Origin of the sequence: Ensifer sp. YR511 (assembly GCF_900103045.1) — a bacterium.
Taxonomy (GTDB): Bacteria; Pseudomonadota; Alphaproteobacteria; order Rhizobiales; family Rhizobiaceae; genus Ensifer; species Ensifer adhaerens.
In genome coordinates, this window is sequence record NZ_FNGR01000011.1 from 200,356 (window position 1) to 214,273 (window position 13,918).

Annotated in this window: 14 protein-coding genes; 8 read left to right on the forward strand and 6 right to left on the reverse strand. The window is 61.6% G+C overall.

The genetic code is table 11. The features are described from left to right. Positions 1–16: 16 nt before the first annotated feature. Positions 17–964, forward strand: coding sequence for a carbohydrate kinase family protein (locus BLU15_RS20020; RefSeq protein ID WP_090297388.1), 948 nt, complete (start codon positions 17–19; stop codon positions 962–964). Between the two features lie 31 nt (positions 965–995). On the opposite strand, the gene BLU15_RS20025 is transcribed toward BLU15_RS20020, so the two are convergent. Then, positions 996–1,985 carry a sugar-binding transcriptional regulator gene (locus BLU15_RS20025; protein WP_244546778.1) on the reverse strand — a complete coding sequence of 330 codons (990 nt, stop codon included), beginning with the start codon at positions 1,983–1,985 and terminating at the stop codon, positions 996–998. 366 nt (positions 1,986–2,351) lie between these two features. On the opposite strand from BLU15_RS20025, the gene BLU15_RS20030 reads away from it, so the two are divergent. After that, a complete protein-coding gene (locus tag BLU15_RS20030) occupies positions 2,352–4,400 on the forward strand; it encodes a bifunctional aldolase/short-chain dehydrogenase (protein ID WP_090297394.1) in 2,049 nt (682 codons plus the stop codon). Between the two features lie 167 nt (positions 4,401–4,567). Here the strand turns inward: BLU15_RS20030 and BLU15_RS20035 are convergent, their stop codons facing one another. From BLU15_RS20035 to alr, 4 genes are all read right to left on the reverse strand, one after another. After that, positions 4,568–4,873, reverse strand: coding sequence for a hypothetical protein (locus BLU15_RS20035; RefSeq protein ID WP_060610737.1), 306 nt, complete (start codon positions 4,871–4,873; stop codon positions 4,568–4,570). 280 nt (positions 4,874–5,153) lie between these two features. Beyond that, positions 5,154–5,534 (reverse strand): RidA family protein, encoded by a 381-nt coding sequence (locus tag BLU15_RS20040; protein WP_060610740.1) that lies wholly within the window; start codon positions 5,532–5,534, stop codon positions 5,154–5,156. Between the two features lie 37 nt (positions 5,535–5,571). Continuing rightward, positions 5,572–6,822 (reverse strand): D-amino acid dehydrogenase, encoded by a 1,251-nt coding sequence (locus BLU15_RS20045; protein WP_034790377.1) that lies wholly within the window; start codon positions 6,820–6,822, stop codon positions 5,572–5,574. A 24-nt stretch (positions 6,823–6,846) separates the two neighbouring features. Beyond that, positions 6,847–7,977, reverse strand: coding sequence for an alanine racemase (alr, locus tag BLU15_RS20050; protein ID WP_090297397.1), 1,131 nt, complete (start codon positions 7,975–7,977; stop codon positions 6,847–6,849). A gap of 126 nt (positions 7,978–8,103) precedes the next feature. On the opposite strand from alr, the gene BLU15_RS20055 reads away from it, so the two are divergent. The 5 genes from BLU15_RS20055 to BLU15_RS20075 all read left to right on the forward strand — a co-directional run bounded on the left by BLU15_RS20055 (position 8,104) and on the right by BLU15_RS20075 (position 13,079). Further along, a complete protein-coding gene (locus BLU15_RS20055) occupies positions 8,104–8,568 on the forward strand; it encodes an Lrp/AsnC family transcriptional regulator (RefSeq protein WP_034790372.1) in 465 nt (154 codons plus the stop codon). Between the two features lie 351 nt (positions 8,569–8,919). Continuing rightward, positions 8,920–10,224 (forward strand): sn-glycerol-3-phosphate ABC transporter substrate-binding protein UgpB, encoded by a 1,305-nt coding sequence (gene ugpB, locus BLU15_RS20060; protein ID WP_034790370.1) that lies wholly within the window; start codon positions 8,920–8,922, stop codon positions 10,222–10,224. 68 nt (positions 10,225–10,292) lie between these two features. Beyond that, positions 10,293–11,174, forward strand: coding sequence for a sn-glycerol-3-phosphate ABC transporter permease UgpA (ugpA, locus tag BLU15_RS20065; RefSeq protein ID WP_034790369.1), 882 nt, complete (start codon positions 10,293–10,295; stop codon positions 11,172–11,174). A gap of 7 nt (positions 11,175–11,181) precedes the next feature. Then, entirely contained in the window at positions 11,182–12,030 is an 849-nt protein-coding gene (gene ugpE, locus BLU15_RS20070; RefSeq protein ID WP_034790368.1) for a sn-glycerol-3-phosphate ABC transporter permease UgpE, read from the forward strand. Then, entirely contained in the window at positions 12,030–13,079 is a 1,050-nt protein-coding gene (locus tag BLU15_RS20075; protein WP_090297398.1) for a sn-glycerol-3-phosphate import ATP-binding protein UgpC, read from the forward strand. Before ugpE ends, BLU15_RS20075 begins: the two co-directional genes overlap by 1 nt. Before the next feature lie 201 nt (positions 13,080–13,280). Here the strand turns inward: BLU15_RS20075 and BLU15_RS38990 are convergent, their stop codons facing one another. Continuing rightward, a complete protein-coding gene (locus BLU15_RS38990) occupies positions 13,281–13,556 on the reverse strand; it encodes an SRPBCC family protein (RefSeq protein WP_143034232.1) in 276 nt (91 codons plus the stop codon). Between the two features lie 177 nt (positions 13,557–13,733). On the opposite strand from BLU15_RS38990, the gene BLU15_RS20085 reads away from it, so the two are divergent. Then, the coding region (locus BLU15_RS20085; RefSeq protein WP_143034233.1) for a helix-turn-helix domain-containing protein at positions 13,734–13,918 on the forward strand (185 nt) is incomplete at its 3' end.

Consider the following 13,918-nt stretch of genomic DNA (forward strand, 5'->3'; position numbering starts at 1 on the left):
AGAAAGGTTTGAGTGCATGGCGCACGATGTTTCGGTCATCGGACTTTACATTCTCGACATCCTCGGTCGCCCGGTCGATCGCATTCCCGAGGGCGGCAATGTCGAGTTTATCGACGAGATCCGCTTGACGGTTGCCGGTACCGCCGGAGGCACCGTCGTCGACCTTGCAAAGCTCGGTCTCAACTGCCTCGCGGTTGGCGCCGTCGGTGACGACGAGAAGGCCGATTTCGTGCTTTCGACCTTGCAGCGCTTCGGCGTCGACACGGCCGAGATGCAGCGGATCCCCGGCGTTCCGACGTCTGCCACGATCCTCAACATCCGCCGCAACGGCGAAAGGCCTGCTCTTCACGTCCGCGGCGCGTCCGGTCATTTCGAAATCGCAGCCGAAGCGCTCGATCGCGTGACGGCGGCGCCGATTGTCCACCTTGGCGGCACGGGCCTGCTCGACCGCCTCGACGGTGAGCCGAGCCGCGTGCTTCTCGAAGCGGCCAAGGCCAAGGGCCGGATCGTCACCTTCGATCTGCTCGGCGCCAGTGAGAACACGCTTTCCCTCATCCGCCCGCTCTTCCCCTATATCGACTACTTCATGCCGTCGGTGGAGGAGGCCATGCTGATTTCCGGGCGGAAAACCGCCGAGGATGCAGCGCTCTTCTTCTGCGATCTCGGTGTGAAGCATTGCGTTTTCACACTCGGCGGCGACGGCGTCTATTTCATGGATCCGGACCGAAAGACCGTGAAACTGCCGGCCTTCGAGATCGACGTCGTCGATACGACCGGCTGTGGCGACGCCTTCAATGCCGGTTTCATCGCCGGCCTGCACCACAAGATGGACACGGAGACATCACTGAAGTTCGCGCAGGCCTCGGCCGCGCTGGTGGCGACCGGTCTCGGTTCTGATGCCGGCATCACCTCCTTCGAGGGGACGCAGGCATTCATGCGCACGGCGCGCGTCAAGGCAAGCTGACCGGCTGGCAGGGCGCTCCTGACGGAGCGCCTCAGGCCCCTTCGGCCAGCAGCATCTCGGCGGTTTCGATGTCGGTGACAAGGTGAGTGGCGTAGCCGCCATTCATCGTCGCGCGGATTGCCGTTACCTTGTTCGCGCCGCCGGCGACACAGACGCGGCTCGGGATGCGCACGAGTTCGTCGAGCTCGATGCCCACCATGCGATCGTCGAGTTCGCCGCTCACCTGTCGGCCCGCCTCGTCGATGAACCGGCAGATCAGCACCGCGACTGCGCCGTGCGCCTGGTAGGAGTCGAAGTCCTCCTGGCTTGCGACATTGGCCGACCGGATCAGCGTGTCAGGACCGATATCGCCGACGCCGAAGACCAGGATGTTGGTCGAATGGATAAGCTCGAACTGCTTGACGAGCACCGGTTCGGAGAGAAGCCAGCGTTTGAGTTCCGGCGTCGACAGCAGCGCCGGCGCCAAAAGGTTGACGCAGCGCGCGTGAATGCGCTGGGACATCAGCGAGGTACAGAACTCCGGCGAGAATTCGGGATTGGCGATGGAACTACCCGAGACCTGGACGACAGTCAGCCCATCGAGTGCTTCGGTCAGCGATATCTGGTCGGCGACTGCAAGCACGGTCCGTCCCCAGGCAACACCGATCGTGTCGCCTTGCTTGATCATGTCGGCAAGCAGGCGGGCGCCCGCCTCACCGAGCCGCGTCACCAGCGACGCAGGCTCTCCCGCGGGAATGACCAGCGCTCCTTCGAGCCCGAACTTCTCCTTGAGCTTGCGAGCCACCGCGACGCGTCCGCCGACATCGGTGTTGACGCGGATGGTGACTAGGCCGCGCTCGCGGGCCTCCTGGAGGTAGTTGACGATGGTCGCGCGCGACATGCCGAGGATCTTGGCGATGTCGCTCTGGGTCAGTTGATCGACGTAGTAGAGCCAGGCGGCCCAAACGACCCCGTCATCGAACTCGGGCGGCAACGACTTGCCTTCGCCGATCATCCAACTTGCCCGCGCGCTCTCCGTCATCCGTCACTCCGCTTGATACCGTTTGCGCCACCCAAACCGGAAAAGCGCCTGCCGTCAAACAAATTCGAACGCTCAATTGACATTTGACACACTATGTTGTCATTTGTTTATGTTCCGTTGTGACGGACGATCGAGAACGGAATCGCGCTTGAGCGGCCGCGAATGTGGCTGCATGGGCAGGCGAGACCGCGGCAGACAGGATCGGACTCGCGCCTCTTCGACGCGGCCCGCGCCAGACGCCGATCCCAAATTTCCCAAGCGGCCTTTCCCGTCAGCCTCCCGCGGCTCGGTGGGCATGGTCCCGCCATGTCATTTTTGTCCGGAGCCGTCGCAGGTGATGTCTGCCGGAAGCTGAGGAGCCTTTGCATGAAATCGAGATGGTCTGAAACCGAATATGCCAGTGTCGTCGACGCCTACGTCCGCAACGGCGTCAACCGCGACCTGGCGATCCGCACCTACACCACGCGCCTGCTCGGATCGGATCCGGAACTGGTGCTGCACGGCGGCGGAAACACGTCGGTGAAGACCACCTTTACCGATCTCGACGGTTCGGAAATTCCGGTTCTTTGCGTCAAGGGAAGCGGCTGGGACATGGGCACGATCGAACCGGCAGGACTGCCGGCCGTCCGCCTGCAGCCCCTGCAGGCGATGGTCGGTTTCCAGACGCTTAGCGACGACGACATGGTCATGCTGCAGCGCCGGTTGCTGCTCGATCCAGCGGCGCCCAATCCTTCTGTCGAAGCGATCCTGCACGCCAACCTGCCGTTCAAGCACATCGACCACACCCATGCCAACGCGATCGTATCGCTGACCAACCAGCCGCACGGGGAAGATATCGTTCGCGAACTCTTCCCCAAGGCGATCATCGTTCCCTATGTCATGCCCGGCTTCGATCTCGCAAAAGCCTGCGACGAGGCCTTCCGCGCCGATCCGACCGCCGACGGCATGATCCTCTTGAAGCACGGCATCTTCACCTGGTCGGAGGATCCGCGCGAAGCCTATGAAAAGATGATCGTGGCGATCGACATGGCCGAGCGCCGCATCGCCAAAGGCAATCCGCGCCCGTTCGTTCAGGCAAAGCAACCGGCAGCGATTGCGTCGGCCGCCGAAATCGCCCCGATCCTGCGGGGCGCCGTCGCCATCGACACCGGTGTCGAAGGCTCTCCGAAGCGCTTCGTGCTCGAACACCGCGCGAGCGAGACCGTGCTCGAGTTCTGCAACGCAGAAAACGCTGCCGATCTCGCGCGCCGCGGCAATGCGACGCCGGAACATGTCATCCACATCAAGCGCTTCGGACTGGCCCTGCCGGCGCCGGTTACCGGAGAAATGGCCACCTGGGCAGAGACGGTGCGCACGGCGGTGGCGGATTACATCGCCGAATACCGCGCCTACTTCGAGCGCAACAACGCGCGTGTTGGCGGCAACAAGAAGATGCTCGACCCGATGCCCCGCGTCTTCTACGTCGCCGGCGTCGGCCTCTTCGCAGCAGGTCCCAGCAAGAAGGCGGCACGCGTCGGCGCCGATGTCGCGGAAGCCACGATCAACGTCATCCGCAACGCCGAGGGCATCGAGAGCTTCGAGGCGCTGTCGGAACAGGATCTCTTCGACATCGAATACTGGTCGCTTGAGCAGGTGAAACTGGCGAAGCAGGTGGAAAAGCCGCTCAGCCGACAGGTCGCGGTGGTGACCGGTGGCGCCGGCGGCCTTGGCCTTGCGATTGCCGAGGCGCTGCGTGCGGAAGGCGCCGAAATCGCCCTCGTCGATCTTGCCGAAGCGGCGGTCACGAAGGAGGCCGCCCGGCTTGGCGGCCTTGGCGTCGCCTGCGACGTGACCAACCCCAAGGCCGTTGAAGCCGCTCTCGCCGGCGTTACCGAACATTTCGGCGGTGTCGACATCGTCATTTCGAACGCCGGCGCTGCCTTCCAGGGCGCCATGATCGAGGTCTCCGACGAACTCTTCGAGAAAGCCTTCGCGCTCAATTTCTGGGGGCATCACTACATTGCCCGGACTGCGACCAGGATCATGAAGGCGCAACGCACCGGCGGCGCGCTGGTGTTCAACGTCTCCAAGCAGGCGGTCAATCCCGGCCCCGACTTCGGTCCCTACGGCACCTCGAAGGCGGCGCTGATGGCGCTGATGCGGCAATACGCCGTCGAGCATGGCGCGGACGGCATCACTTCGAACGCCGTCAACGCCGATCGCATCCGCACCGGTCTCATGACCGACCAAATGGTCGAGGAGCGCAGCCGCGCCCGCGGCATCACACCGGAAGCCTACATGCGCGGCAATCTCGTTCATCGCGAAGTCGCAGCCAAGGATGTGGCCGAAGCCTTCGTGCACCTCGCCAAGGCACGCGCGAGCACAGGCGCGGTCATCACCGTCGACGGCGGCAATGTCGCGGCGATGATGCGATAGGTGGATTATGCGCGGCCGCGGTGAGCACCACCGCGGCCGTGCCCTGCGATATGAAGAACATCGGCTCGACCTGCCGATTGTGTCGCCGTGGCGAAGAAAGTTCGACAACGCGACAGCCTAAGCCAACGGACAGCGAAGGGCTACCTGACGAGCCGGCGCGTGGGCTACTAGATCCCGGAGCCGTCCAGTTCCTGTTCGTCCTCGCCTTCCCAGGGCAGGGGCATCGCGGCGCGGTCGAGATTGGCCATGGGCATCGGCATCCAACACTTCAGCTCAGGCTCGGGATACTCGATGATGCGACCGGGCGAGGAATCGGAGGCGCGCCACCCTTCGGACCCGAACTGATCACCCTTCGACCAATAGGCGAGATCGACTTCCGCGGCGCCCTGTTCGGACGGGCGGATCGTAACGAGGATCCGGCTCCCGTTTTTCGGCGCGCTTGCCATATGACGCCAGTGGTCCGCCTCAGCCATCATTTACCTCCTGCCTTGATGCACATCACAAGTGTCGCCTCGGCGCTTAAAACGGTCAACTCATTGTTTGCGTAGGCGAGGGGAGGAGGCAAGGCCAAGCGACAGCCCTAGGCAAGCGCGGAACCGGGCTGGGTGATAGATGAGCGGGATGATCAGGTCTTCCTCGTCTTCCAAATGACGAATCAGAACTTTGTCGGACGCGGAAACCTGGCCGGCGAGGCTGTCGACCGCCGGCCGGCTTCGCCCGCCTTTCCCGAAAGAGCGTCGGCGCCAGCAAACTTTACGGGATAGCGATGACCGCCTCGATCTCCACCTTCGCGCCCTTCGGCAGAGCGCTGACCTCGTAGCAGGCGCGTGCCGGGAACGGCTTGGCGAAGAAGCCCGCATAAACCTTGTTGATCTCCGCGAACTGTCCGAGGTCGGTGAGCAGAACCGTGGTCTTGACGGTGTTGGAAAGGGTCGTACCCGCTGCGGTCGCAATAGCCCCAAGGTTCTTGAGGCACTGCTCGGCCTGCGCGATCGCGTCGTCCGAGTTGAACTCTCCGGTGGCCGGATCGATCGGAAGCTGACCGGAAACGAACAGGAGGTTGCCGACCTTGATTGCCTGTGAGAAAGGACCGACGGCACCCGGCGCGTCGGTGGTGTGGATTTCCTGGATCATGATCCGTCTCCGAGATTGGTGGTTGATTGCAACACGCTTATGCGTAGCGGGCGATCGCGAGATCGGTGGCGTCGATTTCCGGCTGGCGTCCGCTGACGAGATCAGCGATGACGCGGGCCGAACCGGAACTCATCGTCCAGCCGAGCGTACCGTGACCGGTGTTGAGATAGAGGCCGGCGACCTTCGTCGGGCCGATCACAGGCGTGCCATCCGGCGTCATTGGGCGAAGCCCCGACCAGAAGCTTGCCTTCGACACGTCGCCACCCGGGAAGAGATCGGTGACGGAGTGCTGGAGCGTCAGGCGGCGAGGCTCGCCGAGATCGTTGGTATAACCCGAGATTTCCGCCATGCCGCCGACGCGGATGCGATCGCCGAGCCTGGTGATGGCGATCTTGAAGGTTTCGTCCATAACGGTCGATTCCGGCGCGCGCGAAGCGTCGGTGATCGGGATCGTCAATGAGTAGCCCTTGACCGGATAGACCGGCAGACGGATGTCATGCGGCCTGACGAGGAGAGGGGAGAAGCTGCCGAGCGCCACGACGACGGCGTCGGCCTTGAGCGTGCCATGCGCCGTGACGACGCCCTTGATCCGACCGCCTTCCACGTCGAGGCTGCGGATGATGCTGCCGTAGTTGAAGCGCACGCCGAGCGCTTCCGCCTTTTTCGCAAGTTCGTTGCTGAACTTGAAGCAGTCGCCGGTCTCGTCCTTCGGCGTCAGCAGGCCGCCGACGATCTTTTCGCGCACATGTTTTAGCGCCGGCTCGACGCGAATGCAGCCGTCGCGGTCCAGAACTTCGTAGGGAATACCGTCGGCGGCGAGCGCCTTGACGTCTTTGCCGGAGGCGTCGAGCTGGGCTTGGGTGCGGAAGAGCTGCAGCGTTCCCTGCATGCGCTCGTCATAGGCGATGCCGGTTTCGGCGCGCAGCGCGGCGAGCGAGATGCGGCTGTAGTCGGCAAGCCTGAGCATGCGGCTCTTGTTGATCGCGTAGCGCCCGGACGTGCAGTTCGAGAGCATCTTGATCATCCAGGAGATCATGGCGGCATCGACCTTCGGTCGAAGGATGAGCGGCGCGTGCTCCATGAACAGCCATTTCATCGCCTTCATCGGAATCCCGGGTGCTGCCCAGGGCGAGCAGTAGCCGAAGGAAACCTCGCCGGCATTGGCAAAGCTCGTCTCCAGCGCCGGTCCGGGCTGGCGATCGATGACGGTGACCTCATGTCCGCTCTTGGCAAGCTGGTAGGCCGAGGTGACGCCGACGATGCCGGCGCCGAGAACGATAACTTTCATGATGTCCTCAAAAGGAAAGGAAGCTCAGCGATACTGCCGTTCGTAGCGATGCCCGAGACCGGTCAGGATTTCGTAGGAGATGGTGCCGGCATCGCGTGCGATGTCTTCGAGTGTCTGGTTGGGCCCGAGGACCTCCACCAGGCTGCCGAGTTGCAGGCGCCCCTCCGGCAAGGCGGAGATGTCGATGGTGATGCTGTCCATCGACACCCGGCCGACGATCGGCAAGCGAACACCGTCGCAATAGACCGCACCCCGATCGCTCAGGCTGCGCGGCAGGCCGTCGGCATAGCCGGCAGCAATGGTGGCAAGCCGGGTCGGGCTTGCGGCGACATGGCTGCCGCCATAACCGACGCGCGCTCCGGTCGGCACTTCACGCGTCTGTACCACCGCAACATCGAGCTTGATGACCGGCTCCATCGGGTTTGGATGACCATCCGTCGGAGCACCACCATAGAGTGCAATCCCTGGCCGAACGAGCACGCCGTGATAGGCTTCGCCGAGGAAAATGCCGCCCGAGTTGGCGAAGCACAGTTCGTATTCCGGAAACTCCGTGGCGATGCGTCGGAGTTCGGTAAGCTGGTTGCCGTTCTGCTCGCTCAAGACATCGTCGGCAGAGGCCAGGTGGCTCATGACAAACTGGATGTCGATCATGCCGCAGGTCCGCAGCATCGATGCGATCGCCGGTCGTTCCTGCGGCGGGACACCGAGCCGCGACATGCCTGTGTCGAACTGCAGCGCCGCGGGAAGGCGACGGTTGAGGTTTACAGCCGCACCGGCCCATTGTCGCAATTGTTCGAGGGAATTGATGACTGGAACGATGCCATCGTCGGCGCAGGCGAGCTCATTGCTCGGCTGCAGGCCATTCAGAACGAAGATCATCGCATCGCGGGCAAGCTGAGGTCGCAGGCGCCGAGCTTCCACGAACTGGGCCACGAAGAAGTGCCGGCAACCGTGGTCATAGAGGCGCGCCGCGACCCGGTCCGCGCCAAGCCCATAGGCATCCGCCTTGACGACTGCTGCGGCTCGCGCCGGCGCAATTTCAGACACAAGCCGGTCGTAATTGCGAACCAGCGCCACAAGATCGATCGTGAGGTAGCCTGAGGCGCCGCCCTTGATCGCTTTCTGCTGCGTATTTTCCCTGACTGCGCCGTCCATGGCCGAGCCTCCCAACTTGTCCGGAGGGTAGTGAAACGATCGCAGAATTGTCGACGAATTGTCGATTGATCGTTGCGTGGATTCGTGATCCTTGAATGAAACAGCGACGAATTGGAATAATCTGCAATGCCCGCGCTCGACACCATAGACCGCAATATCCTTCGGCTGCTGCGCCTGGACGCGCGCCGGAGCAATGCCAGCCTCGCGACCGAGGTCGGGCTCTCGCCATCCGCTTGTCTAAGGCGGATAAAATTGATGGAACAGTCCGGCGTCATCCGCGGCTATACCGCCCTGGTGGACACCTCGAACGTCGAGGCCAGCATTGCCGTTATCATCAACATCACGCTGGACCGCCAGACGGAGGACTATCTCGACCGGTTCGAGGCGGCTGTACGAAGACATCCCGAGTTGCGGGAGTGTTTTTTGATGACCGGTGGATCGGACTATCTCCTGCGCGTCGAAGTCGCCAATGCCGGCGAGTTCGAACGCATCCACAAGGAGATTCTCTCGGCTTTACCGGGGGTCTCCCGGATCCATTCGAGCTTTGCGATCCGCAACGTGCTCGCGACACGTCCCAAGGCGCGTCGATAGGCTGCAGTGTCAGAACCCCGGCGGCCGCCCCTAGCAGAGCAGGAGGGCGACAGGCATCAAGGCGAGGAGGCGGGCAAGTCCATCGGCCGCAAGTCGGTCGCGCAGGCTGTGGGTGGTTGGCGATTTGTATCTCGCCCGGGACAATTGTGCCTCCAGCGTTCATATATGAAACAGAACGAATATTCCGAAGGCGGAAATTTGCGAATTCTGCATTCTATTTTCTCTTGCAGGTTCGTTATCGTTCGTTTTTAATCAGCGCACTTTCGCTGCGAAAGTCAGGCGCGACTGATTGAGGAGGATCAACGCGACTGAGCACCGAGACTTGTCGTCTCAATATTGGGAGGAACCGCCATGAGAGTTTTGAAATGGACGCTTGCGGCCACATCTGCAATCTCGATCTTCGCCGCCTCGAACGCCTTCGCGGCAACGGAGCTTGCCTGGTGGCACGCGATGACGGGCGCCAACAACGAAACCGTTGAAAGGCTTGCCAAGGAATTCAATGAAAGCCAGTCGGATTACAAGATTGTCCCCGTGTTCAAGGGCACCTATGGCGAGACCCTGAACGCGGGTATCGCCGCGTTCCGCTCCAAGCAGGCTCCCGCCATCCTGCAGGTGTTCGACGCCGGCAGTGGCGTGATGCTGGGCGCGGAAGGTGCCGTGGTCCCCGTGGCGGAGGTGCTTAAGAAGGGCGGCTACGAGTTTAATAAGGACCAGTATCTGCCGGGCATCGTCGCCTACTATTCCAAGGCTGACGGGACCATGTTGTCCTTCCCCTTCAACTCGTCGTCCCCGATTCTCTATTTCAACAAGGACGCCTTTACGAAGGCTGGTATCGATACGGCCAAGCCGCCGGCCACCTGGCCCGAGGTCTTCGAAGCGGCAAAGAAGATCAAGGCGAGCGGCGCGGCAAATTGCGGCTTCACCTCGACCTGGCTGACCTGGATCCAGACCGAAAACTTCTCGGCCTGGAACAATGTGCCCTACGGCACAAACGAAAACGGGCTTGCCGGGCTCGAAGTGGAACTGAAGATCGACGCGCCGCTCTTCGTCGACCACTTCCAGTCGATCGCCGACCTCGCCAAGGACGGCACCTTCCGTTACGGCGGTCGCACCTCGGAAGCCAAGCAGCTGTTCATGTCGGGCGAGTGCGCTATCCTGACGGAATCCTCCGGTGGCCTCGGCGACATCGTCAAGTCGGGCATCAACTACGGTGTCGGCGAGCTTCCCTACTATGAGGGCCATGGCCCGCAGAACACCATCCCGGGTGGCGCAAGCCTCTGGGTCTTCGCCGGCAAGAGCGATGGCGAATACAAGGGCGTGGCCGAGTTCTTCCATTTCCTCTCGAAAACGGAAACCCAGGCCCAGCTTCACCAGGTTTCGGGCTACCTGCCGGTCACGCTTGCAGCCTATGAGGAAACCAAGAAGTCCGGCTTCTATGAAAAGAACCCGGGCCGCGAGACGCCGATCAAGCAGATGATGGGCAAGGCGCCGACCGAAAACTCCAAGGGCGTCCGCCTGGTCAACCTTCCGCAGGTTCGCGACATCCTCAACGAAGAGTTCGAAGCGATGCTTGCCGGCCAGAAGGATGCCAAGACCGCGCTCAGCGAAGGTGTCGTGAAAGCAAACGCAGCGATCAAGACTGCAGTCGGAAACTGACCCCCAAAACGAAATGTCCGCATCGCCGAAAGGCGGTGCGGACCGGTCTTTGATGGGGAGGGGAGTCCATGCAGTCCGTCGTGTTTCCAAACAAGGTGCTGCCGTATCTTCTGCTGGCACCTCAGATCGTCTTGACGGTCATCTTCTTTTTTTGGCCCGCCAGCCAGGCGCTCTACCAGTCGGTGCTTCGCGAGGATCCGTTCGGCCTTAAATCCGGCTTCGTCGGTCTCGCCAACTTCCGGGCAATCCTTGCCAACCCGGACTATCTGCATTCGCTAAAGGTCACCGTGGCCTTCAGCCTTGCGACCGCGCTGTTGTCGATGGCGCTCGCGCTGCTGCTCGCCACGGCGGCCGACCGGGTGGTGCGCGGGCGCAACGTCTATCGCACGCTGCTAATCTGGCCCTATGCGGTTGCCCCGGCTGTTGCCGGCATGCTGTGGCTGTTCATGTTCAACCCGGCAATGGGCACCTTCTCTTACATTCTGCGCCGCAATGGCTTCGCTTGGGATCCGCTGCTCAACGGCAATCAGGCGATGTTTCTGGTGATCGTGGCGGCAGCCTGGAAGCAGATCAGCTACAACTTCCTCTTCTTCGTCGCCGGCCTGCAGGCGATCCCGAAGTCGCTGATCGAAGCGGCAGCCATCGATGGTGCCCGCGGCACTAAACGGTTCTGGACCATCGTCTTCCCGTTGCTTGCGCCGACGACGTTCTTCCTGCTCGTCGTCAACACCGTCTACGCCTTCTTCGACACCTTCGGCATCATTCACGCGGTCACAGGCGGAGGCCCCGCCAAGGCCACGGAGACGCTCGTTTACAAGGTCTATAACGACGGCTTCGTCAATCTCGACCTCGGCAGTTCGGCAGCCCAGTCGGTGATCCTGATGATCATCGTCATTGCGCTGACGGCGTTCCAGTTCCGCTTCGTCGAGAAGCGGGTCCACTATTCGTGAGGCGCAGATGATCGAGAACCGTCCCATATCAACTGCGATAAGCCACCTGATACTCGTCATCGGGATCATCATCGTAGCGCTGCCGATCTACTATACCTTCGTCGCCTCAAGCCACAGTTCGATCGAAATCGTGCGGCCGCCCATGTCGCTGGTGGTCGGAGATCACCTTGTCGAGAACTATCGGGAGGCGATCGGCGGCGGCGTCGAGCGTGTCGTCGGCGTCAGCCTCGAGCGGCTGTTGTTCAATTCGACGGTCGTGGCGATCGCGATCGCTGTCGGCAAGATCGTCATCTCCTTCCTGTCGGCCTTTGCGATCGTCTTCTTCCGCTTTCCGCTGAAAATGCTGTTCTTCTGGATGATCTTCATCACCCTGATGCTGCCGGTCGAGGTGCGCATCCTGCCGACCTACAAGGTGATCGTCGATCTCGGCTTGATCGACACCTATGCGGGGCTGACGCTGCCGCTGATGGCGTCGGCAACGGCGACGTTCCTCTTTCGCCAGTTCTTCCTGACGATACCAGGGGAGCTGGTGGAGGCCGCGCGCATCGACAATGCCGGTCCGTTTCGCTTCATGAAGGATATCCTGCTGCCGCTCTCGGCAACGAACATCGCGGCGCTCTTCGTTATCCTCTTCATCTATGGATGGACCCAGTATCTCTGGCCGCTGCTCGTCACCAATGACGCGAAGATGAACACAATCATCATCGGGCTCCGGCGGATGATCGATTTTACCGACGCCTCGACGCCTTGGAACTATGTGATGGTGACGGCGATCCTTGCAATCATCCCGCCGATCGTCGTGGTCGTGCTGATGCAGCGCTGGTTTGTCAAAGGTCTTGTGGAGACAGAAAAGTAATGGCTGAAATTACCCTGAATGACGTCCGCAAGACCTATGGCACGGTGGAAGCGATCAAGGGCGTTTCGCTCGAGATCAAGGACGGAGAGTTTGTCGTTCTTGTCGGGCCGTCCGGCTGCGGCAAGTCCACGCTGTTGCGCATGATCGCCGGGCTCGAGAACATCAGCGGCGGAGATATCCTGATTGGCGGGCGTCGGGTCAACGACGTCGAGCCGGTAGAGCGCGACATCGCGATGGTCTTCCAGAACTACGCGCTCTATCCGCACATGACGGTGCGCCAGAACCTTGCCTATGGGCTCAAGAACCGGAAGACACCGCCGGCCGAGATCGACCAGCGCATTGCCACGGCCGCAAGGACGCTTGAAATCGAGCCCTATCTCGACCGCAAACCACGGCAGCTTTCGGGCGGCCAGCGCCAGCGCGTTGCCATGGGGCGGGCAATCGTTCGCCAACCCGCCGCGTTTCTGTTCGACGAACCGCTCTCGAACCTCGATGCCAAGCTGCGCGGGCAGATGCGCATCGAAATCAAGCGGTTGCAGCGCTCGCTCGCAACGACGAGCGTCTATGTCACGCATGATCAGATGGAAGCGATGACGCTTGCCGACCGGCTTGTCGTCGTCAGCGCCGGCCGCATAGAGCAGGTCGGCACGCCACTGGAGCTTTACGAGAAGCCCGCGACCACCTTCGTCGCCACCTTTATCGGCTCGCCCTCGATGAACCTGCTGCACGGCAAGGACATGTCGGCGGGCTGGTCGCTTGCCGCAGATGTGACCAGGCCGACTGGCGATTACACGCTGGGCGTCCGTCCGGAAGATATTTCGCCGATGTCAGCCGATGCTCCAGCGCGAGCCTTCGAAGCGACGGTGCGCATCGACGGCATCGAGTTGGTCGGAGCCGAAAGCCTCATACACGGTCGCCTCCAAAACGGCGACGAGTTGGTTTTTCGCGTTTCCGGGCGCGCGCGCAACGAGATCGGTGACGAGGTGAAGGTCGGGGCGAGCACCGAAGCGCTCCACATGTTTGATGGCAGTGGGAACCGGCATGGATGATGGCCGGAAGGTCAGGGGAAGATGTTCCGGCAGAACTTCCTGTCCACCCTTAAAAATCGGCGAGAGCTATCCGGCGCTGAGTAGCGGGAGCCCGATTTGCGCCCGCCTGGTCGATAGCCAGTCTTCCAGAATACGATCAACGTGATCGGCGCCGGGCCTTCGGAGTTTGATCGCAGCAGGTTTAGTTTGCCGCGCCTCGGATCAAGAAGCCGAAGGTGTCATGTGAGCGGCCTCGAGTTGCCAAGCGCGGCAAGACGAGTGTGCGCCAACAGTCGGCATGTTTTCGTCGGCGAAGCGGTGTTGCGGGTTTTCAAGGTCGAAGCCCCGATGCTCCAGCCGACGAATGCAGCAGTCACCGTCCGGCTGGATTGTCCAGTGCAGCTCGAAATCAGCAAACGTGTAGACCAGCGTCTTGCCGGGATCGACCTCGATGACACCGCACGGAACCGCTAAAGCGGCCCGAATGGGTGTTTGCAAGTTAGTTCCATAATGTATGTTATGCGACTTAAATCTGTAGTGGCTATTTAGTAATGCGACAGTTGGGCCAGTTAGAGATGCGACAGTCTCGCCTCTCGACGCACTGGTCAAAGCCAACGTTGGGAGCAAGGATGACGACCTTCAGCCTGGTCGAGACCATGAGCGGTCGGAGTCGTCATGTCCTGTTTGATCACCATGTCGCAGAAAGAGTTGCATCGCCTCGAAGTCATCCAGAAGATCCGTGACGAGCGCCTGAGCGTTGTCCAGGCTGCCGAACTGCTCAACCTCAGTCGAAGTCAGATCCACAGACTGCTGCAGGCTTATGATCAAGATGGTCCGGCCGGTCTTGTTTCGAAGAAGCG

Excerpts from the sequence above, each read along its gene's own strand:
- BLU15_RS20020 (WP_090297388.1), top strand. The coding sequence starts at position 17 with ATGGCGCACGATGTTTCGGTCATCGGACTTTACATTCTCGACATCCTC.
- BLU15_RS20040 (WP_060610740.1), bottom strand. The coding sequence starts at position 5,534 with ATGATCCAGGAAATCCACACCACCGACGCGCCGGGTGCCGTCGGTCCT.
- BLU15_RS20030 (WP_090297394.1), top strand. The coding sequence starts at position 2,352 with ATGAAATCGAGATGGTCTGAAACCGAATATGCCAGTGTCGTCGACGCC.
- BLU15_RS20075 (WP_090297398.1), top strand. The coding sequence starts at position 12,030 with ATGGCTGAAATTACCCTGAATGACGTCCGCAAGACCTATGGCACGGTG.
- BLU15_RS20035 (WP_060610737.1), bottom strand. The coding sequence starts at position 4,873 with ATGGCTGAGGCGGACCACTGGCGTCATATGGCAAGCGCGCCGAAAAAC.
- BLU15_RS20055 (WP_034790372.1), top strand. The coding sequence starts at position 8,104 with ATGCCCGCGCTCGACACCATAGACCGCAATATCCTTCGGCTGCTGCGC.
- ugpA (WP_034790369.1), top strand. The coding sequence starts at position 10,293 with ATGCAGTCCGTCGTGTTTCCAAACAAGGTGCTGCCGTATCTTCTGCTG.
- BLU15_RS20025 (WP_244546778.1), bottom strand. The coding sequence starts at position 1,985 with ATGACGGAGAGCGCGCGGGCAAGTTGGATGATCGGCGAAGGCAAGTCG.
- alr (WP_090297397.1), bottom strand. The coding sequence starts at position 7,977 with ATGGACGGCGCAGTCAGGGAAAATACGCAGCAGAAAGCGATCAAGGGC.
- BLU15_RS20045 (WP_034790377.1), bottom strand. The coding sequence starts at position 6,822 with ATGAAAGTTATCGTTCTCGGCGCCGGCATCGTCGGCGTCACCTCGGCC.
- ugpB (WP_034790370.1), top strand. The coding sequence starts at position 8,920 with ATGAGAGTTTTGAAATGGACGCTTGCGGCCACATCTGCAATCTCGATC.
- ugpE (WP_034790368.1), top strand. The coding sequence starts at position 11,182 with ATGATCGAGAACCGTCCCATATCAACTGCGATAAGCCACCTGATACTC.